This window comes from Mesorhizobium sp. M1252, from assembly GCF_040318265.1.
Taxonomy (GTDB): domain Bacteria; phylum Pseudomonadota; class Alphaproteobacteria; order Rhizobiales; family Rhizobiaceae; genus Mesorhizobium.
This window is the reverse complement of the sequence record NZ_JAMYLX010000008.1, coordinates 202,084-222,022: the sequence shown is the minus strand read 5'-3', so window position 1 is coordinate 222,022 and position 19,939 is coordinate 202,084. Positions and strand designations below refer to the sequence as shown.

18 protein-coding genes are annotated in these 19,939 nt (G+C 65.8%); 11 read left to right on the top strand and 7 right to left on the bottom strand.

The window, feature by feature from the left end; translation table 11 throughout:
• Positions 1-23: 23 nt before the first annotated feature.
• The 6 genes from NKH22_RS18310 to NKH22_RS18285 are packed head-to-tail and all read right to left on the bottom strand — an operon-like array spanning position 24 to position 5,510.
• Positions 24-794, bottom strand: coding sequence for a GntR family transcriptional regulator (locus NKH22_RS18310; protein WP_023683130.1), 771 nt, complete (start codon positions 792-794; stop codon positions 24-26).
• Positions 791-1,666, bottom strand: a complete 876-nt coding sequence (locus tag NKH22_RS18305) for an ROK family protein (RefSeq protein WP_023683129.1) — start codon at positions 1,664-1,666, stop codon at positions 791-793. Before NKH22_RS18305 ends, NKH22_RS18310 begins: the two co-directional genes overlap by 4 nt.
• Positions 1,663-2,403, bottom strand: a complete 741-nt coding sequence (locus NKH22_RS18300; RefSeq protein WP_031202142.1) for a PIG-L deacetylase family protein — start codon at positions 2,401-2,403, stop codon at positions 1,663-1,665. Before NKH22_RS18300 ends, NKH22_RS18305 begins: the two co-directional genes overlap by 4 nt.
• A complete protein-coding gene (locus NKH22_RS18295) occupies positions 2,400-3,257 on the bottom strand; it encodes a carbohydrate ABC transporter permease (protein WP_023820602.1) in 858 nt (285 codons plus the stop codon). The genes NKH22_RS18300 and NKH22_RS18295 overlap by 4 nt, the downstream gene beginning before the upstream one ends.
• Complete coding sequence (locus NKH22_RS18290; protein ID WP_023683126.1) at positions 3,254-4,186, bottom strand: carbohydrate ABC transporter permease; 933 nt, start codon at positions 4,184-4,186, stop codon at positions 3,254-3,256. The genes NKH22_RS18295 and NKH22_RS18290 overlap by 4 nt, the downstream gene beginning before the upstream one ends.
• A gap of 49 nt (positions 4,187-4,235) precedes the next feature.
• A complete protein-coding gene (locus tag NKH22_RS18285; protein WP_352910362.1) occupies positions 4,236-5,510 on the bottom strand; it encodes an extracellular solute-binding protein in 1,275 nt (424 codons plus the stop codon).
• A 316-nt stretch (positions 5,511-5,826) separates the two neighbouring features.
• Here NKH22_RS18285 and NKH22_RS18280 point away from each other — a divergent pair, with 316 nt between their 5' ends.
• From NKH22_RS18280 to NKH22_RS18270, 3 genes are read left to right on the top strand one after another with little or no spacing between them, the layout of a single operon-like run.
• The gene (locus tag NKH22_RS18280) at positions 5,827-7,119 is read left to right on the top strand and encodes an ABC transporter substrate-binding protein (RefSeq protein ID WP_023820601.1); all 1,293 of its coding nucleotides are present in this window, start codon (positions 5,827-5,829) and stop codon (positions 7,117-7,119) included.
• The gene (locus NKH22_RS18275) at positions 7,119-8,009 is read left to right on the top strand and encodes a carbohydrate ABC transporter permease (protein ID WP_023698623.1); all 891 of its coding nucleotides are present in this window, start codon (positions 7,119-7,121) and stop codon (positions 8,007-8,009) included. Before NKH22_RS18280 ends, NKH22_RS18275 begins: the two co-directional genes overlap by 1 nt.
• Positions 8,006-8,869, top strand: coding sequence for a carbohydrate ABC transporter permease (locus NKH22_RS18270; RefSeq protein WP_023710857.1), 864 nt, complete (start codon positions 8,006-8,008; stop codon positions 8,867-8,869). The genes NKH22_RS18275 and NKH22_RS18270 overlap by 4 nt, the downstream gene beginning before the upstream one ends.
• Before the next feature lie 6 nt (positions 8,870-8,875).
• Here the strand turns inward: NKH22_RS18270 and NKH22_RS18265 are convergent, their stop codons facing one another.
• The gene (locus NKH22_RS18265; protein ID WP_023820598.1) at positions 8,876-10,060 is read right to left on the bottom strand and encodes a Gfo/Idh/MocA family protein; all 1,185 of its coding nucleotides are present in this window, start codon (positions 10,058-10,060) and stop codon (positions 8,876-8,878) included.
• A gap of 289 nt (positions 10,061-10,349) precedes the next feature.
• On the opposite strand from NKH22_RS18265, the gene NKH22_RS18260 reads away from it, so the two are divergent.
• The 8 genes from NKH22_RS18260 (at position 10,350) to NKH22_RS18225 (ending at position 19,708) form a co-directional block, all read left to right on the top strand.
• Entirely contained in the window at positions 10,350-11,237 is an 888-nt protein-coding gene (locus NKH22_RS18260; RefSeq protein ID WP_023710855.1) for a MurR/RpiR family transcriptional regulator, read from the top strand.
• Between the two features lie 79 nt (positions 11,238-11,316).
• Positions 11,317-12,099 (top strand): SDR family oxidoreductase, encoded by a 783-nt coding sequence (locus NKH22_RS18255; RefSeq protein ID WP_023691914.1) that lies wholly within the window; start codon positions 11,317-11,319, stop codon positions 12,097-12,099.
• On the top strand, positions 12,096-13,631 hold the full coding sequence (locus NKH22_RS18250; protein WP_023714098.1) for a mannitol dehydrogenase family protein: 1,536 nt from the start codon (positions 12,096-12,098) through the stop codon (positions 13,629-13,631). The genes NKH22_RS18255 and NKH22_RS18250 overlap by 4 nt, the downstream gene beginning before the upstream one ends.
• A gap of 21 nt (positions 13,632-13,652) precedes the next feature.
• Positions 13,653-14,567 (top strand): sugar phosphate isomerase/epimerase family protein, encoded by a 915-nt coding sequence (locus tag NKH22_RS18245; RefSeq protein ID WP_352910359.1) that lies wholly within the window; start codon positions 13,653-13,655, stop codon positions 14,565-14,567.
• Between the two features lie 78 nt (positions 14,568-14,645).
• Entirely contained in the window at positions 14,646-15,680 is a 1,035-nt protein-coding gene (locus NKH22_RS18240) for an ABC transporter substrate-binding protein (RefSeq protein ID WP_023735086.1), read from the top strand.
• Positions 15,681-15,946: 266 nt separating this feature from the next.
• Positions 15,947-17,497: a sugar ABC transporter ATP-binding protein gene (locus tag NKH22_RS18235; RefSeq protein WP_352910357.1), complete on the top strand. Its 1,551-nt coding sequence runs from the start codon at positions 15,947-15,949 to the stop codon at positions 17,495-17,497.
• Positions 17,494-18,465: an ABC transporter permease gene (locus tag NKH22_RS18230; RefSeq protein ID WP_352910355.1), complete on the top strand. Its 972-nt coding sequence runs from the start codon at positions 17,494-17,496 to the stop codon at positions 18,463-18,465. Before NKH22_RS18235 ends, NKH22_RS18230 begins: the two co-directional genes overlap by 4 nt.
• A 262-nt stretch (positions 18,466-18,727) precedes the next feature.
• Complete coding sequence (locus tag NKH22_RS18225) at positions 18,728-19,708, top strand: ABC transporter permease (RefSeq protein ID WP_023728503.1); 981 nt, start codon at positions 18,728-18,730, stop codon at positions 19,706-19,708.
• Positions 19,709-19,939: the final 231 nt, after the last annotated feature.

The following is a 19,939-nucleotide window of genomic DNA, read 5'->3' as shown; positions in this document are numbered from 1 at the left end:
TTGCTGTGTCGGTCTGGAATGGATCAGCTTCTCGGGTTCAGCGGCACGCGTCCGGCGCGCAGCGTCGAGCGGATTTCGTAGCGGTCGCCGCGCATGATCGAGACCGTGAATTCGAACGGGCCGCGCTCGTCGGTGGTGATGCGTTCGACGACGAAGGCCGGGCTGCCGACAGCGAGGTCGAGCAGTTCGGCGTCCGCCGCGCCGACCGCGCCGACCCGGTAGTTCTCCCGCGCGGCCACCGGCACGATGCCGTAATGGCGCTCCAGCGCCTCGTAGAGCGAGCCCTGCAGCAGGCCGGCATCGAGGAAGCCCGGCACGCGCACGGCCGACAGCTGCGCCGTCTGGATGCCGATCGGCTCGTTGTTGCCGAGCCGCAGCCTGCGAATGCGCACCACCGGATCGCCCTCTTCGATCTCCAGCGCGCCGGCAGCCGCCGCGTTGGCGGTGGTCAGGCTGCAGTCGAGCAGACGCGAGCCCGCGACCACGCCCATATTGCCCATCTCCTGGGTAAAGCTGGTCAGCTCACGCGTGCCGGCGACCAGCGTGGTCGAGCGCACGAACGTGCCGCGGCCATGTTCGCGCCTGAGCAGCCCGGCCTCCTCGAGATTGCGCAGCGCGTGGCGCAGCGTGATACGGCTGACGCCGAACAGGGCGCACAGCCTGTCCTCCGCCGGGATCTGGTCGCCCGTTGCCCATTCGCCGCTCTTGACGATGGCGCGGATCGCCTCTTCGACCTGATACCAGAGCGGCTCCGGCCGTCTGCGGTCCGGCTGCTGAAAGCTTGCTTCGCTCATCGCACCTGCCTCCACCCTTGCCCAACGGCGCCGGCCAGCGCCGCGCCGACGAGGCCGGCGCGGGGACCAAATTTTCCGGGCTTGACGTCGATGCCGCGCAGATGCGGCGGCAGTTGGCGTCGCAGCGCTGCAAGCAGCGGCGGCCGGATCACATCCAGCGCCTCCGCCAAACCACCCGAAATCAGAACCGCTTGCGGATCGAGCAGCGCGACAGCGCCTGCAAGCGCGGTGCCGAGCTGTCGCGCCGGCAGTTCAAGCAAGGTGAGTGCGGCCAGTTCGCCGGCCTGGGCAGCGGCGATCAGCTGGCGGCCGTCGGCAAGGCCGATCTGTCCGGCAAGGGCATCAAGCGCCCGGCCCGACGCGACGCGCTCCAGCCAGCCGCTGCGCTCCTCGCCAGGATCTTTGACGTCGGCGCAGGCCCAGCCGAACGAGCAGGCGCCGCCATGCGCGCCGGCAACGATGCGGCCATTGGCCAGCACCGCCGAACCGATGCCGGTGCCGATGGCGAGCAGGATCGCATCCGACATGTTTTTCGCACTGCCTTCGACAGCCTCCGCCAGCAGCGCAATCTGCGCGTCATTGCCGAGCGCTACGCGCAGTTTGGGAAACAGCGGCTGGATATCGACGCCGTCGAGGAACGGCAAGTTGGGGATCCAGCGGCAGACCGAGCCCTCGACCAGTCCCGGCACCGCGATGCCAAGCGCTTCGGCCGACCCGGCCTCGGCGCACAGCGCGTCGATGCGCGCAACGAAGGCATCAAGGGTTGCCGGCGCCGGCTCGCTGCCCAGCGCCTCCAACGCACCGACATCGCCCGTAGACACGGCAGCGCGCAGATTGGTGCCGCCGAGGTCGATGGCGAGTACCCGCCTCATCGACCGGACCCTTTGCCGAAGGGGAGCGAGAACAGGCCGCTGCCGGCATTCCACGAATGCGACGCCGCCGCGAAGGCCTGCGCATGGCGCGTGCCGCGCAGGCAGCCGCGCAGCCGGTAGAGCGAACTGTAATAGTCGACATAGGGGAAGCTGCTCAGGCCGCGCGCCAGCTCATACTCCATGACCGCGTCGCGCCAGGCCTCGAACCCGTCGCTGACATCGACGAGATGCTCGGGCCGGAAGCCGTCATCGTCCTCCCAGTTCTCGCCGAACAGCAGCAGTTGCGGCGTGTGCGCCGGATGGTCGCTGGCAACGGTCGGCAGTCCGGCGAAGAAGATACCGGTCTTCGTCAAATGCGCGGCGGCGCGATGGTCCTTGTGCCAGCTGCCATGCCAATGCGTGATGACGATCTCGGGTTTCAGCTCGCGAATGATGTCGCCCACTTCGAGCGCCGTCTGATCGTCTGTGGGCAGGAAGCCGTCGCGCAGGCCAAAGCCACGCATGGTGACGCCGAGCCGCTCCGCCGCGCTGCCCGCTTCCTCTTCCTTCTGCACGCAATAATGCGCGGGAACCAGGTACGGATGGCCCTGCTCACCCATGGTCAGATGCAGGAAGGTCACCGTGGCGCCGCGCTTGACGGCAGCGGCCGCCAGCGGCCCAGCCATCACCTCGGCATCGAGGGCGTGTGCGCCGACCACCAGGATGGATTTCGCCGCATAAATCCTGTCTTCGATCATTTCATGCCCCCTCCGGTACCGACGCCTTCGCGAATCTGGCGCGCCAGCAGACAATACATGATCAGGATGGGCGCCATGGAGATCGCCAGCGAGGCGAACACCAGGCCCCAGTCGGTACGGAACTGGCCGACGAAGACGCTGATCGCCAGCGGCACCGTCTTGTAGCGGTCGTCGAAGATGAAGATCAGCGGGAAGAAGAAATCGTTCCACACCGCGATCGCGGTGAAGATGGCCACGATCGACACCGCCGGCTTGACCATCGGCAGGATGATCTGGAACAGGATGCGCACCTCGCCGGCGCCGTCCATGCGCGCCGCCTCGTCCAACTCGGAGGGTAAGACGCGCATGAAATTGGCGAAGATGAACACGGCGAAGGGAATGCGGATCGCCGAATAGACCAGGATCAGCCCGGTCAGCGAATCCAGCAGGCCAAGATTGCGCATCAGCGTGAACAGTTCGACCGAGGCGAGCCGGATCGGCAGCATGATGCCGGACAGGAACAGGCCGAGCATGATGGCATTCCAGCCAAGCTTGTAGCGGCTGAGCGGATAGGCGGCCATCGCCGAGACGACGATGGTGAGGATGACCGCGCCGCCCGTGACGATCAGGCTGTTGATGAAATTCTGGCCGAGATCGGCGCGCGTCCAGGCGTTGATGAAATTGTCGAAGGCAAAGCCTTGCGGCAGGCCGAGCCTGTTGTCGTAGATCTCGGCCGTGGTCTTGAAACAGGAGACGACAAGGATGTAGAGCGGCAACAGCACAGCCGCCGTCCATGCGATCAGCACCGTCCAGCCGGGCAGCCGCGCCAGCTGCCGAGAGATGGCCGGTCTTTGCGAAATCGCCAGCGCGCTCATAGCTGCACCGTGCGGCGGTCGAAGAAGCGCAGCATCATGAGCGTGCCGATGCTGAGGATCAAAAACAGCACGGTGCCGAGCGCCAAAGCCAGACCGATATCGGTGATGCCGACAGCGCCTTCCGCGCCGAAGGCCAGCCGGTAGAAGTAGGTCACCAGCGTGTCGGTCGAATAGCTCGGATTGCCCTGCACGCCCTGCATGACATAGACGATGTCGAACTGGTTGAAGGTGTTGATGAACGACAGCGTCGTCAGCGTGCCCAGCGCCGGCATCAGCAGCGGCAGCGCGATCGAGAACAGCATGCGCGCATTGCCGGCGCCGTCAAGTTTTGCCGCCTCGAAAATCTGGCCGGAAATCTGCCGCAGACCTGCCGTGTAGATCAGCACCGGCAGGCCCATCCAGTTCCAGGCATCGACGGCGATCAGCATGGCGAGCGCGGTGTGGCTGTTGCCGAGCACAGTCAGGCTGCCCTGGTGCAGGCCAAGCCCGTTCAGCGCCCATTCGACGACGCCGCCCGGTGCCAAAAGCAACCGCCACAGCGCGCCGACGATGACCGGGCTCAGCACCGCCGGAAAGAAGAACACCGACTGGAAGAACGCAGCACCCCTGTCGCGCAGGAACAGCAGCCAGGCGAACAAAAGCCCGATTCCGTTCTGGAACAGCATGATGCCGAAGAACCAGGCGGTGTTGTGCCACAGCGCGCCGTAGATCCGCGCGCCGCTGGGGAAAACGAACAGCCTTGAGAAATTCGACAGGCCGGCGAACTCGACCATGCGCAGCCCCTTCCAGACGAAGAAGCTGCCCCACAGCGACATCCCCAGGGGATAGAGGACGAACAGCGCATAGACCGCCAGCGCCGGCAGGATGAACAGCACGGCCATGCGCTGCTGCGTGCGGCGAAGGCTGCTGGTGCGGCGAAGGGTGCTCATGCGCTTTTCTGGTCCGTGAGAGGCCGGCCGCTTTTGCGACCGGCCGCGCCTACTGCTTCGGCTTGAACCAGGTGGCGACCGCGGCCTGCATGTCGGCCGCCAGCTTCTCCGGCGCGATGTTGCCTTCGACCATGTCGATGATCTCCGACTGCAGCACCGAAGACGCCGTCGGCGACTGCCAGCGGAAGCCGACCAGCGTCAGATAGGGCGTCGAATTCTTCGCCATCTCCATCATCGCGGCCAGCACTGGATCCTTCACCGTCACATCCGTGCGGGCCGGCGGCCAGCCGAGCTCGTCGGCGAACATCTGCGCGAACTCTGCCGAAGCCATGAAGCCCAGCACCTTGGTCGCGGCTTCCTTGTTTTGGCTCTCGGAGACCAGGCCATAGGAGCCGTCGGAGAAGGCCGAGGTGTAGAGCTTTGCCCCGGCATCGTCGGCGGGGAACGGGAAGATCGAGAATTTCAGTTTCGGGTTCTGCGCCTTGAAGCTGCCGTTCTCGAACGAACCGCCGAGGAACATCGCCGCCTTGCCGCCGATGAACTGCTGCGTGGCGGTGGTGTAGTCGATGCCGGCGAAACCATCGGGGAAATACGGCTTCAGCTCGGCAAAGCGCTTCAGCGCCGCGACATAGCGCGGATCCTCGAAGGTCGCCTTGCCGCTCATCATCTCGTCGTAGAAGCCGGGACCATAGACGGTCGGGCCGACGACGTCGACGGCGATCTCCAGCTCCCAGGCCGAGCCGTTGGCGCCGCCGGTGGCGATCGGCGTGATGCCGGCCGCCTTCAGCTTCTCGCAGACAGCGGTGAAATCCTTGTAGGTCTTGGGGATCTCGATGCCTTGGGCGGCGAAAATATCCTGGTTGTAGAAGACGCCCATCATCGGCACCGAGTAGGGCACGCCATAGAGCTTGCCGTCGCTGCGGCCGCGCGCGCCGCCAAGCGCCGCGTCCTCCATGTTCTTCAGCTCCGGCACGCTGTCGTCCAGCGCGTCGAGATAGCCGGCCTCGACGAAGGGCTGCAATTCGCCATAGGCCTTGAGCTGCGCGATGTCGGGCCCGCGCCCGCCGCGCAGCGCCGTGCTCAGCCGGTTCTGGTAGTCGGCATCCGGCGTGAACTGGATGGCGACCTTGATGCCGGGATTCTTCGCCTCGAAGGCATCGAAGATGCGGCGCATCGCCGCCTCGTCCTCGGTGCGCCAGCTCCACAGCGTCACCGTGCTGTCGGCGGCTCGCGCCGGCAATGAGGCAAAGACGCCGGCGCAGGCGGCGGCAAGGCCGCCGATCAGCCTAAGCGCTGCGCGCCGGTGAAGTGAAAGCATGCTCATTGCCAGTCTCCCATTGTTCTCTGTGCTTGGCGTCCCGCGGCGTTCCCGTGCCGTGAGAAGTCATTGGTTCGGCAAAAGTCATTATAACGACATAGCGGTATTCGCAAGAGGTCTGCTGCGCCTCAGGAATGGCGGCGTTGGCCCCCTCACGACATTGCAGTACCTGCATCCATTTGTTACCTAACGATAAATATCCACATTCAAGCGCCGCAAAGAAATCTGTGACCGTACCATGTGAGACTTTTTCGCCAGCAAGCCCTTGCGTCGCCGCGCTGACTTGTCATAACGTCATTGTGAACCGATAGGAGGATGAGGAATGTCGTTTGCCTGGACGTCGAAACTGGCACTGGCCGCAGGCCTCGCCATCCTGCCCACCACCGGCTGGGCGCAATCGGTCAACATCTCCTATCTCACCCACTGGTCGCCGGAGACGGTCGCGCTGCTGGAAGCGGCGGCCAAGGATTATGCCAAGACCAATCCGGATGTCAGCGTCACCGTGCGCGCCGTCCCCTTCGGCGACCTCCTGACCACGCTGCGCTCGCAAGGCGGCGGCGCGGACGGCCCGACGATCGGCGGCATCTACGATCTCTGGTTGCCGGAACTGGCGCGCGACAAGCTGGTCGCGCCCGCCCCCGATGCGGTGGCCAGCGAGGTCAAGGCCGCATGGCCGGCGGGCATCACCAGCGCCGCCTCGGTCGGCGGCACGCTCTACGGCATCCCCAACGAAATCGACGTCTATGCGCTGAACTACAACAAGGCGCTGTTCAAGCAGGCCGGCATCGCGGCGCCACCCAAGACCTGGGACGAGTTCAAGGATGCGGCCAAGAAGCTGACCAACCAGGATGCGGGACAGCAAGGCTTCGGCATGATCAACTCCTGGGCGGCCGGCGTCGTCCACCCCTTCGCCTCGCTGCTGGTCTCCAATGGCGGCGACCTGGTCAAGGACGGCAAGCCGGTGCTCGACAGCCCGCAGGCCGCGGAGACTTTCCAGCTCTATGAAGACCTGATCAAGTCGGGCGCCAGCGTGCCGTCGATGGCGACAGCCGACGCCAACACCACCGGCCCCTTCCTCGACAATTTCGTCTCCGGCAAGACCGGCATGATCATCATGGCCAATTGGTGGGAGAGCGCGCTGAAGGCCGGCATGGGCGACAGATTCGCCGACATTGCAACGGCGCCGATTCCCGTCGGCCCGAGCGGCGACAAGCCGCATTCGATCTCCTACTCCTGGATGACCGTGGTCAACGCCAATGCAGGTGCCGCCGAGCAGAAGGCGGCGTGGGACTTCCTCGCCTGGCTGAACAATCCAAAGTCCGGCAAGAACGGCGCTTCCGCGATGTCGGATATCCTCATGTCGATGGGCATCCTGCCCTCACGCCTCTCCGACATCGAGGCGCACAAGGACAAGCTCGGCTCGGAATTCCTCTCCGGCTATGTCAGCGTGCTCACCGACGCCAAGCCGTTCCCGGTGGTGCCGGGCGGCCAGGAATTCTCGGAATCGCTGCAGCAGACGCTCGAGGCGTTGCAGTATGGCCAGGTCTCGGCCAAGGATGCGCAGGCGACGGCGCAGGCCGACGCCATTTCGATCCTGGAGCGCGCCGCCAAATAATGATTCAGAGGTACCGTGCCTCGGCGGGCATCATGCTGGCGCCCGCCGTGACGCTGATCGGCATCTTCGTCCTGTTGCCAATGCTGCTCACCGTCTGGCTGTCGTTCCAGGACTGGTCGACGCAGACACCGTTTTCCAGCGCCGGCTTCGTCGGCGTCGACAATTTCCGCGAGATTTTTGGGGTCTCCTCGGTCGGCCGCGATTTCAAGGCCGCGCTCGCCAACACAGCCGTCTACACCGCGCTCTCCGTCGTCCTCATCCTGCCTCTGTCGGTGGCCTTCGGCCTGATGGTTTACCAGCGCGACGTCGCCGGCGGCACGGCGCTGCGCACGGTGCTGTTTGCCACCTACATGGTGCCGATGATCGCTGTCGCGCTGGTGTGGTCGAAACTCTATTCGCCGAGCGAAGGCCCTCTCAACCAGATGCTCGGCCTTATCGGCATCGGCCCGCAGCCTTTCCTGTCGTCGCCGCGCTCGGCGCTGATCTCGATCGTCTTCCTCAATGTCTGGCAGCAGGTCGGCTATTTCACCGTGCTGGCGATCGCCGGACTGACGCAAATCCCCGGCAGCCTGTATGAAGCAGCAAAGCTCGACGGCGCCAACCGTTTCGAGCAGTTCCGCTTCATCACCCTGCCGCTGATACGGCGCACGCTTCTGTTCAGCGCCGTCATCGCCATCATTAACGCCGTGCAGGTGTTCGAGCCGGTTGCCCTGATCACGCAGGGCGGGCCGGTCGGCTCGACCAATGTGCTGACCTACCACATCCGCCGCGTCGGCATCGAGCGTGCGCAGGGTGGACTGGGTTCGGCCATGGCGGTGATGCTGATGCTTTCGCTGATTGTCGTCGTCTGCGCGCTGTTTGCCTTCGCCAACCGGAAGAACGACGAATGAGCGCGGGATCGTCGAGCCGGCTGTCGCGCCGGCGCCCGTCGGGCCGCAAGGCGCTGCTGGCGACGCTGATGCTGCTGGTCGCCGTCGCCTCGGCCTTCCCGCTGGTATGGATGGTGCTGTCGAGCCTCAAGACGCCGGCCGAGAGCATGCAGGTGCCGCCGGTGTGGATCCCCCTTACGCCGAGCTTCGACGCCTATGAGAAGGTGTCGGGCGTGGTCAATGTCGGCCGCTCGATGTGGAATTCCCTGGTCATCGCCTCGATCACCACCGCCGGCATCCTGCTGACCAGCATGATGGCCGGCTACGCCTTCGCCAAATACCACTTCCCCGCCAAGTCGCTGCTGTTCTCTGTGCTGATCGCCACCATGTTCCTGCCGCCGATCGTGACGCTGATCCCGCTCTATCGCCTGGTCGGCTCGATCGGCCTCAACGCCAGCCTCGCCGGCATCATCGTGCCCAATCTCGCCAATGCTTTCGGCATCTTCCTGATGCGCCAGTTCATCTCCGGCGTTCCCGACGAGCTCATCGACGCCGCGCGCATGGACGGCGCCTCGGAGTTCTTGATCCTCTACAAGATCGTCGCGCCCAGCATCGCCCCCGCAATCGCGGCTCTGGCCCTCTTCGCCTTCGTCTACCACTGGAACAGCTATCTGTGGCCGCTGACCGTGCTGCAGGGCAATGCCGACGCCTATCCGATCGTCATCAGCCTGAGCCGCCTGCTCAGCTACAACAGAGGTGCGGTCAACACCGGCCTGGTGATGGCCGGCGCGACGCTGGCCGTGCTGCCGCCGCTCATCCTGTTCGTCTTCCTGCAGCGCTTCTTCGTCGATTCCATCGTCGGCTCGGCGATCAAGGGATAGCTCGCCTCACCCGAACCTTGCCGCCGTCCAAGCCCCACCCGCAGCATTCGACTCCACCGCCGCCGCCACAAACTTCACCCCGCGCGCGCCATCGACGACATCGGGCACCTGTGCCGCGCGCGCCGGATCAACCGTCCCGCCCGAACGGTGCGCGCGAATGATATCGGCGGCGTCGCGGTAGAAATTGGCGAAGGCCTCGATATAGCCTTCCGGATGCGCCGCCGGCATGCGCGACACGCGTTGGCTTTCCGCCGTCGAGCCATGGCCGCCGCGCACCAAAGTGCGGGTTTCCTCGCCATGGATGGAGAAGCGCAGTTCCTCCGGCCGCCCGCCCGACCATTCGAGCCCGGCTTTGTCGCCATAGATGCGCACGGAGAGATCATTGTAGTGGCCGGGCGAGGTCTGGCTGGCCAGGATCGTGCCGCGCGCGCCGCCGGTCCAGCGCAGCAGCACATGTGCATTGTCGTCGAGCCGACGTCCCGGCACGGCGGTGAACAGATCCGCCGACACCGCCTCGGCCTCGCAGCCGGAGATATAGCTCGCCAGGTTGAAGGCGTGCACGCCGATATCGGCCAGCACCGCCGACTGCCCGGCGCGCGCCGGATCGGTGCGCCACTCCGCCTGCTTCTGGCCGTCGGCGTCGATCGGTTTGGTCAGCCAGTCCTGGATGTAGGCGCCGTGCACGGAAACGATCCGCCCAAGCGCACCCGCCGCCACCATCTCGCGCGCCTGGCGGACCATGGCGTAGCCGGTGTTGTTGAGGGTGACGACAAAGCGGCGCTTCTTCGCCTTCGCCAGCGCCACCAGCGCCTCAGCGTCGGCCAGCGTCGTCGACAGCGGCTTGTCGCAGATCACGTCGATGCCGGCCTCGAGAAAGGCCGTGGCAATCGGCGCGTGCAGATGGTTGGGCGTGACGATGACAACCGCCTCGATACCATCCGGCCGCGCGGCTTCGGCCTGCGCCATCTCGCGATAGTCGGCGTAGCTGCGCTCGGGCGCGATGCCGATCTCGGCGGCCGAGGCGGCGGCGTTCTCCGGGTCCGACGACAGCGCGCCGGCGACCAGTACGATCTGGTCGTCCAGGCGCATGGCGAGCCGATGCACGGCGCCGATAAAGGCATTGCGCCCGCCGCCGACCATGCCGACCCTGAGCCGCTTGCCCGCCGATCCGTCCGATGTTGCGTAGACCATTTCAAACTCCTCCACCTGTGGCTTCGTCATCCTGGGGCGTAGCAAGGAGCGCAGCGACGCAGCGCAGACCCCAGGATCCATGCCGTGACATCAGAGCGATGCTACGGTGCAGAACCTTCTCGTCCGCTGCATTCCTCGACCATCGTCACGGCATGGATCCTAGGGTCTCCGCGACGGAGCTTCGCTCCTGCTTCGCCCTAGGATGACGACGTTGGGAAACCGCACCCCTTTCGAACGCGATTTCCAATTTTCATATTGTAAAACGATCGTACCGCGCTAGCCTGAAATCATGAGTGGGGCAAGCAAGGCATCCGGGCGATCGAGCACCGACGAGGCGGCGACGCGCAAGCGCGGGCGCTCTCTGGCGGCGCTCGGCTACATCCAGCCGCAGACCTACGAGGAGCTGCGCGCCGTGCTGTCGTCGGGCACGGTGCATTTCCCCAAGCGGCTGCGCCAGGTGGCGATCTTCCTGTGGCAGCATCCGAGCGATGTCGCGCTCGGCACCATCGCGCAGGTGGCGGCACAGGCCGGCGTGCAGCCCTCGACGCTGGTACGCTTTGCGCAGATCTTCGGCTATTCCGGCTTTTCCGATTTCCAGGGCCTGTTCAAGGAGCACATCAAGGGATCGTGGCCGGAAGGGCGCGGCGAGCCGCGCACCGAGACGGAGCCCAATCTGCATTTCCTGCACGGCATGGTCGGGGCATCGCAGGCCTCGCTTGGCCGCATCGAAGCCGGCTTCGACGTCGCGAGTTTCGACAAGATGGTAACGCTGCTGGCGGCCGCCGAGCTGATCTATGTCATCGGCTCCAAGCGCGCCTTTCCGGTCACCGCCTATCTGTCGCTGACACTGTCGCAGCAAGGCGTGCGCAACGTGCTGGTCGACAATGTCGGCTCCTCCGCACTCGACCAGATCGGCTGCATCGGCGCACGGGACGCCGTGCTTGCGGTCTCCTTCAGCCCCTACAATTCGATCACGCCCGATCTCGTCGCGGTGGCGCATGAGCGCAAGGCCCGCATCGTCACCGTCACCGACAGCACTTTCAGCCCGCTGGTTCGGCTCTCGGACGCTTGGCTGGAAGTGGTGGAATCCGACTTTGCCGGCTTCCGCTCGCTGGCGGCGTCACTCGCTGTCGGCATGGCGCTGGTCCATGGGGTGGCGGCGCGGCGCGGCGAATGAGCCGCCGCTGGCACAATTGACTATCCAGAATTGCCGTTCCATATTTAAAAAAATAGAAACTTTATTCCCGGGAGGAGGAATGGAGATCCGGCTTGACGGCAAGGTGGCTCTGGTCACCGGGTCGACGCAAGGCATTGGCCGCGCCATTGCCGAGACGCTGGCGCGTTCCGGTGCCGCCGGGCTGCTGGTCACCGGGCGCGAGAGGGCGCGTGGCGAGGCCGTGGCGGCCGAGCTTTCGCAATTGGGCACGCCGACCATCTTCGTCGCCGCCGACCTTGCCGATGCTGACGCCCCCACCCTTCTGGCGCAGGCCTGCATCGAGCGCTTCGGCCGCATCGATGCGCTGGTCAACGCCGCCGGCCTGACCGATCGCGCCTCTTTCCTCGACGCCAGCCTCGACGATTGGGCGGCGCTGTTTGCCGTCAATGCGCGCGCGCCGTTCTTCCTGATGCAGGCGGCGATTGCCGACATGAAGCAGCGCGGCCAAGGTGGCGCCATTCTCAACATCCTGTCGATCAATGCCCATTGCGGCTCGCCGGAGCTTGCCGTCTATTCCGCCACCAAGGGCGCGCTGGCGACGCTGACCAGGAACGCCGCCAACGCCCACCGTTTCGACCGCATCCGCGTCAACGGCATCAATGTCGGTTGGACGGACACGCCGGCCGAACGCATCATGCAGGCGGAGACTTTGGGCAACGGCCCTGGCTGGCTTGAGAAGGCCAATGCCGCGCAGCCTTTCGGCCGGTTGCTGACGCCGGACGACATCGCCAGCCTCGCCGTCTTCCTGCTGTCCGACGCCGCCGGCCCGATGACCGGCGCGGTCATCGACCAGGAGCAGGCGGTGATCGGGGCGAACCGGTGAGCGCCTCCACCGAAACGCTTGGGCCGGCGCTGCTCGACCGCTTGCCGGCCTCGGTCCAGACACCGTCCTATGACCGTATGCTCCTGGCGCCCGGCATGGCGCATCTCGGCGTCGGCGCTTTCCATCGCTGCCATCAGGCCGAATACACCGACGATCTCATCTCGCTGCGCTTCGACCGCTGGGGCATCGTCGGCATCAACATCCGTCCGCCCAGCCTTGCCGACACGCTGGGACGGCAGGGCGGGCTCTACACAAGGCTGATCCGCGAGAACAGCCACATCGAGGCGCGCGTCATCGGCAGCATCGTCCGGGTGGTCGACAGCCAGGAGAGTGCGGCACCGGCGCTCGGCGTGCTGATCTCACCCGATATCGAGCTGGTGACGATGACGGTGACCGAAAAAGGCTATTGCCACATCCCGTCCAGCGGCGAACTCGACCTCGGCCACCCTGATATCGTCCATGACCTCGCCAACCCCGAGACGCCGCGCAGCGTGCCCGGCCTGTTGGTGCGGGCGCTGGAGCAGCGCCGGGCCACGCATGGGCGGCCGCTGACGCTGCTGTCCTGCGACAACATTCCGGCCAATGGCGTCATCCTCGGCAACGTCGTGCGCAGCTTTGCCGAACCGCGCGGCAATGGGCTGGCCGATTGGATCGCGGCCAACGTCGCATTCCCCTCGGCCATGGTCGACCGCATTGCGCCGGCGGTGACGCAGGATGACCTCGATAGTGTCGAACAATGGTTCGGCTACCACGATGCCGCCGTCGCTGTCGGTGAGCCGTTCCGGCAGTGGGTGATCGAGGAAAAATTCGCCGGCCGCATGCCGCGCTGGGATCTGGTCGGCGCCACCTTCGTCGACGACGTCACGCCGTTCGAGCATCTCAAGATGCGGGTGCTGAACGGCGCCCAGACGACACTGGCTACGCTCGGCGTGCTGGCCGGGCTCGAGCACACATCGGATGCCATAGCCAACCCGCTGCTGTCGGACTTCATCAGGCGCATGCTGGTCGAGGAGACTGTGCCGACGCTGATGCCGGTATCCGGCGTCCTGCCGCTCGCCTATGTCGAGCAGAGCCTTGCCCGGCTGAAGAACACCGCGATCCGCCACCGCAACCACCAGGTCGCGACCGACGGTTCGCAGAAGATCGTCCAGCGCCTGCTCAACCCGATCCGCGACCGGCTGAGCCAGGGCCAAAGCATCGGGCTGCTGTCGGTGCCGGTCGCCGGCTGGATGGCCTATCTGATCCAGGCCTCGGGACGTTTCGGCAGACGCTGGCCGGTGTCGGACCCCTATGCCGGCAAGGTCGCCGCAATCGCCGACGCGACCGGTCACGATGCCAGCGCGCTGGTGTCCGCCATCCTTGCCATCGACGGGATATTCGGCCCCGGCCTTGCCGCCGACGATACGTTCCGCGCGGCCGTGATATCGGCGCTGGGCGACCTGCTGTCGGACGATCCGATGGCGGCTGTCCGGCACAGTCTCGAACAAGATGAGGTCGCGAGGTTGAAGCGATCCAAACAATCGGCATTATAGTCGTCGGTCTAGGGAGGCAGAATGAAACTTGGAGTGCTTACAGCACCGTTTGCGGAGACGCCGCTTGGCGAGGTCGCCGACTGGGCGCACTCGGCCGGCTTCGAGGCGCTGGAAATCGCCTGCTGGCCGAAGACATCCGGCGCGACGCGACGCTATGCCGGCACCAGCCATATCGATGCCGCTTCCACCTCGCCCGCGCAGGCCAAGGAGATCGTCGCTTCGCTGACGGAGAAGAAGCTGACGGTCTCCGGCCTCGGCTACTATCCCAACCCACTGCATCCGGACCCCGCCCATCGCGAGGCCGTCATCGGCCATCTGAAGAAGGTCATCGTGCTGGCCGCCAATATGGGCGTGCCGGTGGTCAACACCTTCTGCGGTGGCGATGCCTCGAAGACCGTGGACGTCAACTGGCAGGACGCGCTGAAAGTCTGGCCCGAGACCGTCGCCTATGCGCGCGATCACGGGGTAAAACTCGCCTTCGAGAACTGCCCGATGATCTTCAGCTATGACGAATGGCCGGGTGGGCACAACATCGCCTATTCGCCGCTGGTCTGGCGGCGCATCCTCGAAACCTGGGGCGGCGAGGTCGGCATGAATTTCGACCCCTCGCACCTGGTCTGGCAAATGATCGACCAGGGCCGCTTCATCAAGGAGTTCGGCCCCTACATGCTGCATGTCCACGCCAAGGATTTGATGATCGATCATGATGGTTTGTATGAGCGCGGGATTCTTTCCGCCGGGATAGGCTGGCAGGTGCCGCGCATGCCGGGATTGGGCGATGTCGACTGGAGCGGCTTCTTCTCCGGCCTCTACCGCGCCGGCTATGACGGCTCGGTCATCATCGAACATGAGGACAGGCGGTTTGAAGGCAACGACGATGCGGTGAAGCGGGGCTTCCTGCTCGCCCGCGACGTGCTGCGCCCCTTCGTCAAATGACGAGGTGAATGACTTGGTCCGATCCTGCCGAAGGGTCTGGCCCTGAGACGAAAAACAACAATGTGGAGGAGTACTGACATGAAGAAAATACTGACCATGGTCCCGTTGCTTGCGGGCGCTGCCTTGCTGGCATCGATGGGCGTGTCGTCGGCCGAAGCCAAATATACGATCGGCATTTCCAACACCGTGCAGGGCAATGGCTGGCGCGAGGAAATGGTCTGCGCCATGAAGGCGCAGGCGCTGGCTTCGGGCGAAGTGACGAAGCTCAACATCGCCCACCGCAACACCGATGCCGCCGGCCAGCTCGAAGACATCCGCAATCTGATCAGCGCCAAGGTCGACGCCATCGTCGTCAACCCCGCTGATCCCGCCGGCATCAAGGCGGGCCTGGAAGAAGCCACCAAGGCCGGCATCGTCGTCGTTGCCGTCGACCAGGCGGTGACCGAACCGTCGGCCTACATCATCTCCAACAACCAGGAACAGTATGCCTATCTCGGCGCCAAATGGCTGTTCGGCCAGATGGGCGGCAAGGGCGAGGTGTTCTACATGCGCGGCGCAGCGGGTGCCTCGGCGGACTCGGATCGCGACAAAGGCTTCAAGAAGGCGCTGGCTGAAAACCCCGGCGTGAAGGTGGCTCAGGAAGTCTTCACCGGCTGGCAGCAGGATCAGGCCAAGCAGCAGATGCTGTCGTTCCTGGCCACCGGCACGCCGTTCAACGGTGTGTGGACCTCCGGCATCGACAACGTCATCGTCGACGCGCTGGTCGAATCGCAGGCGCCGCTGGTGCCGGTGGTCGGCGCCGACAATGCCGGCTTCGTCGGCCAGCTGAGCTCGGTGAAAGGTCTCGTCGGTGCAGCCGTCACCAACCCCGGCTCGATCGGCGGCGCGGGCGTGACGCTGGCGCTGCAGATCCTCGACGGCAAGAAGCCGGCGCAGCAGACCGTGCTGGTCGACCCGCAGCTGTGGGACAACGCCACCGACGAAGGCAAGGCCAAGCTGAAGGCAGCCGCCGACCCGTCGCTCAGCCCGGAATGGCCGGTCTCGATCTCGATCCCGGAGTGGACGACCTACACGAAGGAGCAGATCGTGGCCTGCAAGGGGCCGGGGGAGTAAGCCTGGTTTGAATGAACTGGCGAGGATGGCGAACGGCCGTCCTCGCCACACAGACTAGCGCTCTACCGCGCCCCCTCTGTCCTGCCGGACATCTCCCCCACAGGTGGGGAGATTGGCTGTCATCTCGGCTTTCGCTAATTTTCTACGTCGCAAGACGAGGGGCGGCGCCGGAACTGCCAATCTCCCGCCTTGTGGGGGAGATGTCCGGCAGGACAGAGGGGGGCGCCGTAGAGCGCCGACAAGAGAATTTCTGAGCGGACATCGATTTGACCACCAGCCCCCTCCTCGACGCCACCGGCGTCGCCAAGAACTACGGCGCGGTTGCAGCACTTCGTAACGCGTCGCTCTCCGTGCTGCCGGGCGAGGTCCACGCGCTGATGGGCGCCAACGGCGCCGGCAAGTCGACGCTGGTGAAGATCCTCACCGGCGCCATTCCGGCGAACGCCGGCCGCATCCTGATCCGCGGCGAAGCGCGCGACATTCGCTCGCCGGCCGCCGCGCGCCGCGCCGGGCTGCTGCCCGTCTACCAGGAGCCGTCGCTGATCCCCGATCTCGACGTGCTGTCCAATCTCAGGCTCACCGGCACGCCGGTCGAGCCGTTCCGCGCCTGGGTGCGCGAGCTCGGCATTGCCGACCTCGATCTGCGCGACACCGCGCGCGACATCCCGCTCGCCGTGCTGCGCGTGCTCGACCTGGCGCGGGCGCTCGCCGTCGAGCCCGACGTGCTGCTGCTTGACGAGATGACGGCGGCCCTGCCCGCCAACCTTGCCGAAAAGGTGCTGGAAGTGGTGCGCCGCCAAGGCGATTCGGGCCGCGCCGTGATCTTCATCTCGCACCGCTTCGTCGAAATCTCGGCGCTGTGCGACCGCGCCACCGTGCTGCGGGACGGCGAGACCGTCGGCGTCGTCGACATCGTGCCGGGCGTGGAAGAAAAGATCGTCGAGCTGATGCTCGGCACCCGCATCGTCAAAACCCATGTCGCGGCCCGCAGCGCTGCCGAGAAGGCCGCGCCCGCGACCACCCGGCCGCGCATTTCGGTGCGAAACCTGCGCGTCGGCGCCAAGCTCAGCGATGTCTCCTTCGATCTCGCCGACGGCGAAGTCGCCGGCGTCGTCGCGCTCGAAGGCCAGGGCCAGGACGAGTTGTTCGGCGCCCTTGCCGGCTCGATCCGGCCCTCCGGCGGCACGATCGAAGTCGATGGCCAGCCGGTGAAATTCTCGCATCCGATCGACGCCATCCGCGCCGGCATTGCCTATGTGCCGGGCGACCGCTCGGAAGCGCTCGCCATGCAGCGCTCGGTGCGCGAAAACATCGCGCTGCCTTTCAGCGCTGCCTTGCGCAACTGGGGTCCGATCAACATGCGCCGCGAACGCGCGACCGTGCTCAGCGCCATCGAGCGGCTGCAGATCGACACCCGCGCGCAAGGCGAGGTGCAGCGCCTGTCCGGCGGCAACCAGCAGAAGGTGACCATCGCCCGCTGGATCGCGGCGGATGCCCGCACCATCCTGTGCTTCGACCCGACGCGCGGCATCGATGTCGGCACCAAGCAGGAGATCTACAAGCTGCTGCGCGAACTCGCCGGCAACGGTAAGTCGGTGCTGTTCTACACCTCGGAACTCGAAGAGGTGCAGCGCGTCTGCGACCGCGTCATCGTCATCTTCGGCGGCCGCCTCGTCGACATCTTGCCCGTCGAGGAGGCCGACGAGCCGGCGCTGATGCGCGCCGCCTACGGCCTGCCGCGCGGTGCCAAGGCCGACATCGGCATATTGGCTGATCCGACCGCGAACACTTCGGCTTCGCCGGAGGCCGCGCCATGAGCCATTTCCTGCGCCGCCAAGGCTGGGTCGTCGGCCTGTTCGCCCTGCTCATCGTCCTGTTCATCGCCACCAGGATCATCCAGCCGGCCTATGGCAGCAATGATTTCGGCTCGCTCGCCCGAGCCGTTCTGCCCTATGCCTTCGCAGTCGCCGCGCAGACCGTCGTCGTCATCGCCGGCGGCATCGATCTATCGGTCGCCGCCATGATGGCGCTGACCAGCGTCACCGCGGCGTCGATGATGAATGGCGCGAGCGAGGAATACGCGCTGTTCGTGGTGCCCTTCGTGCTCGCCATGGGTTTTGCGCTCGGCGCGCTCAACGGCCTGCTCATCGTCGTCACCCGCGTGCCCGACATTGTCGTCACCCTCGCCATGCTGTTCGTGCTGCAGGGCGCCGCCCTGCTGGTGCTCGACGCGCCGGGTGGCGGCATCGCCGAATGGCTGAAGGCGCTGATCTCCGGCACGGTACCGATCCCCGGCCTGCCCGACGCCGTCGATGCCTGGGTCCCGAAGGCGCTGCTGGTGCTGATCGTGTGCCTCTGCGTCATCTGGATACCGCTGCGGCGCTCGCGCCTCGGCCTCTCCATCTACGCCATCGGCTCCAGCGAACTGGCGGCGTTCCGCTCCGGCGTGCCGGTCAAGCGCACTCGCATCATCGCCTATGCGCTGTCCGGCCTGTTCGCCGCCTTTGGCGGCCTGGCGCTGACCATGAGCACCGGCATCGGCGCCCCCATCCCCGGCCCCTATCTGCTCGCCAGCGTCGCCGCCGTGGTGCTGGGCGGCGTCGCGCTCGGCGGCGGCAAGGGCGGCCTGCTCGGCCCGATCGTCGCCGTCTTCGTGTTGCGCCTGGTGCGCACGGATTTGACGCTGCTTGCCATCGACCCGAATGTCACCGCCATCATCGAGGGGCTGATCATGGTGGCGGTGGTGATGTTCGGCGCGTTTATCACGATGCGGGGGCGGCAATGATGGGAGGGCTGTCGCAGAGAGACGTCGGCGTTCCTTCGCGCCCCCCTCTGTCCTGCCGGACATCTCCCCCACAAGGGGGGAGATTGGATGTCGCGACGACCTTCGCCAATCTCCAACCTTGCAAGAATGAGCGAGGCGCTGGAGCTGCCAATCTCCCCACAAGTGGGGGAGATGGCCGGCAGGCCAGAGGGGGGCGCCGTAGAGCACTGTCCTCGCCAACTTGCCGCACCTTGCAAACCTCATCGCGAGCAAGAGCCGCCCCATGAGCACCACCGCCATCACCCCGGTCCCCTTCGGCCGCCGCATAAAGCGCTTCATGGCCGATCGCCCGCTCATCCCGCTGATCGTCCTGCTCGCCATCCTGGTTATAATCCTGCAGATCCTGCGCCCCGGCATCGTCAACGAGCGCTGGATCGCCAACACTATTAAATTCGCCATACCGCTGGCGATCCTGGCGGGATGCCAGACCATGACCATGCTGACCGGCGGCATCGACCTGTCGGTCGGCACGGTGGCAACGATGAGCGCCTTCATCATGGCGACGCAAGTGGTCAACCAGGACCCGGCGGTGGCGTTCCTCCTGGCGATGATGCCGGCGGTGCTGATCGGCCTCGTTAACGGCATCGGCGTCGGCGTCTTCCGCGTCCACCCGCTGATCATGACGCTGGGCACCAGCCTGATCGGCACCGGCTGCCTGCAGGTCTACCAGCGCACGGTGATCGCGTCGGGCGCAAAAATCCCCGACTTCCTGGCTTGGCTCGGCACCGGCGTGACATGGGGCTTCCCCAACGCGCTGCTTTTGTTCGTGCCGCTCGCCGCCCTCATCGTCTTCACGCTCGCCCGCACCGGCTTCGGCCGCCTGCTCTACGCCGTCGGCGACAATGAGCGCGCGACCCGCCTGTCGGGCGTGCAATACTGGCAGGTCATCACCGCGCTCTACGTCACCTCCAGCGTGCTCGCCGGCATCACCGGCCTGCTCTATATCGGCCTGATCAAGGCCCCCTCGCTGTCGCTCGCCGAACCGCTGGTGCTGCCCTCGGTCGCCGCCGCCGTCATCGGCGGCACCTCCATCTTCGGCGGCCGCGGCGGCTACACCGGCACCATCATCGGCGCCCTGATCCTGACCGTGCTGACAACACTGCTGACCATCCTGCAGATGCCGGAGGGGGCACGGCGGATCTTGTTCGGGCTGATCGTGCTGTTCGTGACGGCGGCGTATTTGCGGATTGTGGAGGAGCGGTAGGGGGCTGGCGCCCGACGCTGCATTGGGCGAAGCTTTCCCATCCAAGGTTCAGGCCAAGCGCACGGGAGCAAGTTCCCCCTCACCCGGATTGCCAACCGAATTGCGAAGGGCAATTCGGGGCAATCCGACCTCTCCCCGAGGGGAGAGGAGGGCGCCAGCGTCAACGCCAGCCTCTTCTCCCCAGCGGGGAGAAGGTGGCCGCGAAGCGGCCGGATGAGGGGGCTGGCGCAG

Coding starts and splice junctions, on each gene's coding strand:
- NKH22_RS18310 (WP_023683130.1), bottom strand. CDS start 794: ATGAGCGAAGCAAGCTTTCAGCAGCCGGACCGCAGACGGCCGGAGCCG.
- NKH22_RS18270 (WP_023710857.1), top strand. CDS start 8,006: ATGAGCGCGGGATCGTCGAGCCGGCTGTCGCGCCGGCGCCCGTCGGGC.
- NKH22_RS18245 (WP_352910359.1), top strand. CDS start 13,653: ATGAAACTTGGAGTGCTTACAGCACCGTTTGCGGAGACGCCGCTTGGC.
- NKH22_RS18255 (WP_023691914.1), top strand. CDS start 11,317: ATGGAGATCCGGCTTGACGGCAAGGTGGCTCTGGTCACCGGGTCGACG.
- NKH22_RS18265 (WP_023820598.1), bottom strand. CDS start 10,060: ATGGTCTACGCAACATCGGACGGATCGGCGGGCAAGCGGCTCAGGGTC.
- NKH22_RS18285 (WP_352910362.1), bottom strand. CDS start 5,510: ATGAGCATGCTTTCACTTCACCGGCGCGCAGCGCTTAGGCTGATCGGC.
- NKH22_RS18305 (WP_023683129.1), bottom strand. CDS start 1,666: ATGAGGCGGGTACTCGCCATCGACCTCGGCGGCACCAATCTGCGCGCT.
- NKH22_RS18225 (WP_023728503.1), top strand. CDS start 18,728: ATGAGCACCACCGCCATCACCCCGGTCCCCTTCGGCCGCCGCATAAAG.
- NKH22_RS18290 (WP_023683126.1), bottom strand. CDS start 4,186: ATGAGCACCCTTCGCCGCACCAGCAGCCTTCGCCGCACGCAGCAGCGC.
- NKH22_RS18240 (WP_023735086.1), top strand. CDS start 14,646: ATGAAGAAAATACTGACCATGGTCCCGTTGCTTGCGGGCGCTGCCTTG.
- NKH22_RS18295 (WP_023820602.1), bottom strand. CDS start 3,257: ATGAGCGCGCTGGCGATTTCGCAAAGACCGGCCATCTCTCGGCAGCTG.
- NKH22_RS18300 (WP_031202142.1), bottom strand. CDS start 2,403: ATGATCGAAGACAGGATTTATGCGGCGAAATCCATCCTGGTGGTCGGC.
- NKH22_RS18280 (WP_023820601.1), top strand. CDS start 5,827: ATGTCGTTTGCCTGGACGTCGAAACTGGCACTGGCCGCAGGCCTCGCC.
- NKH22_RS18275 (WP_023698623.1), top strand. CDS start 7,119: ATGATTCAGAGGTACCGTGCCTCGGCGGGCATCATGCTGGCGCCCGCC.
- NKH22_RS18230 (WP_352910355.1), top strand. CDS start 17,494: ATGAGCCATTTCCTGCGCCGCCAAGGCTGGGTCGTCGGCCTGTTCGCC.
- NKH22_RS18260 (WP_023710855.1), top strand. CDS start 10,350: ATGAGTGGGGCAAGCAAGGCATCCGGGCGATCGAGCACCGACGAGGCG.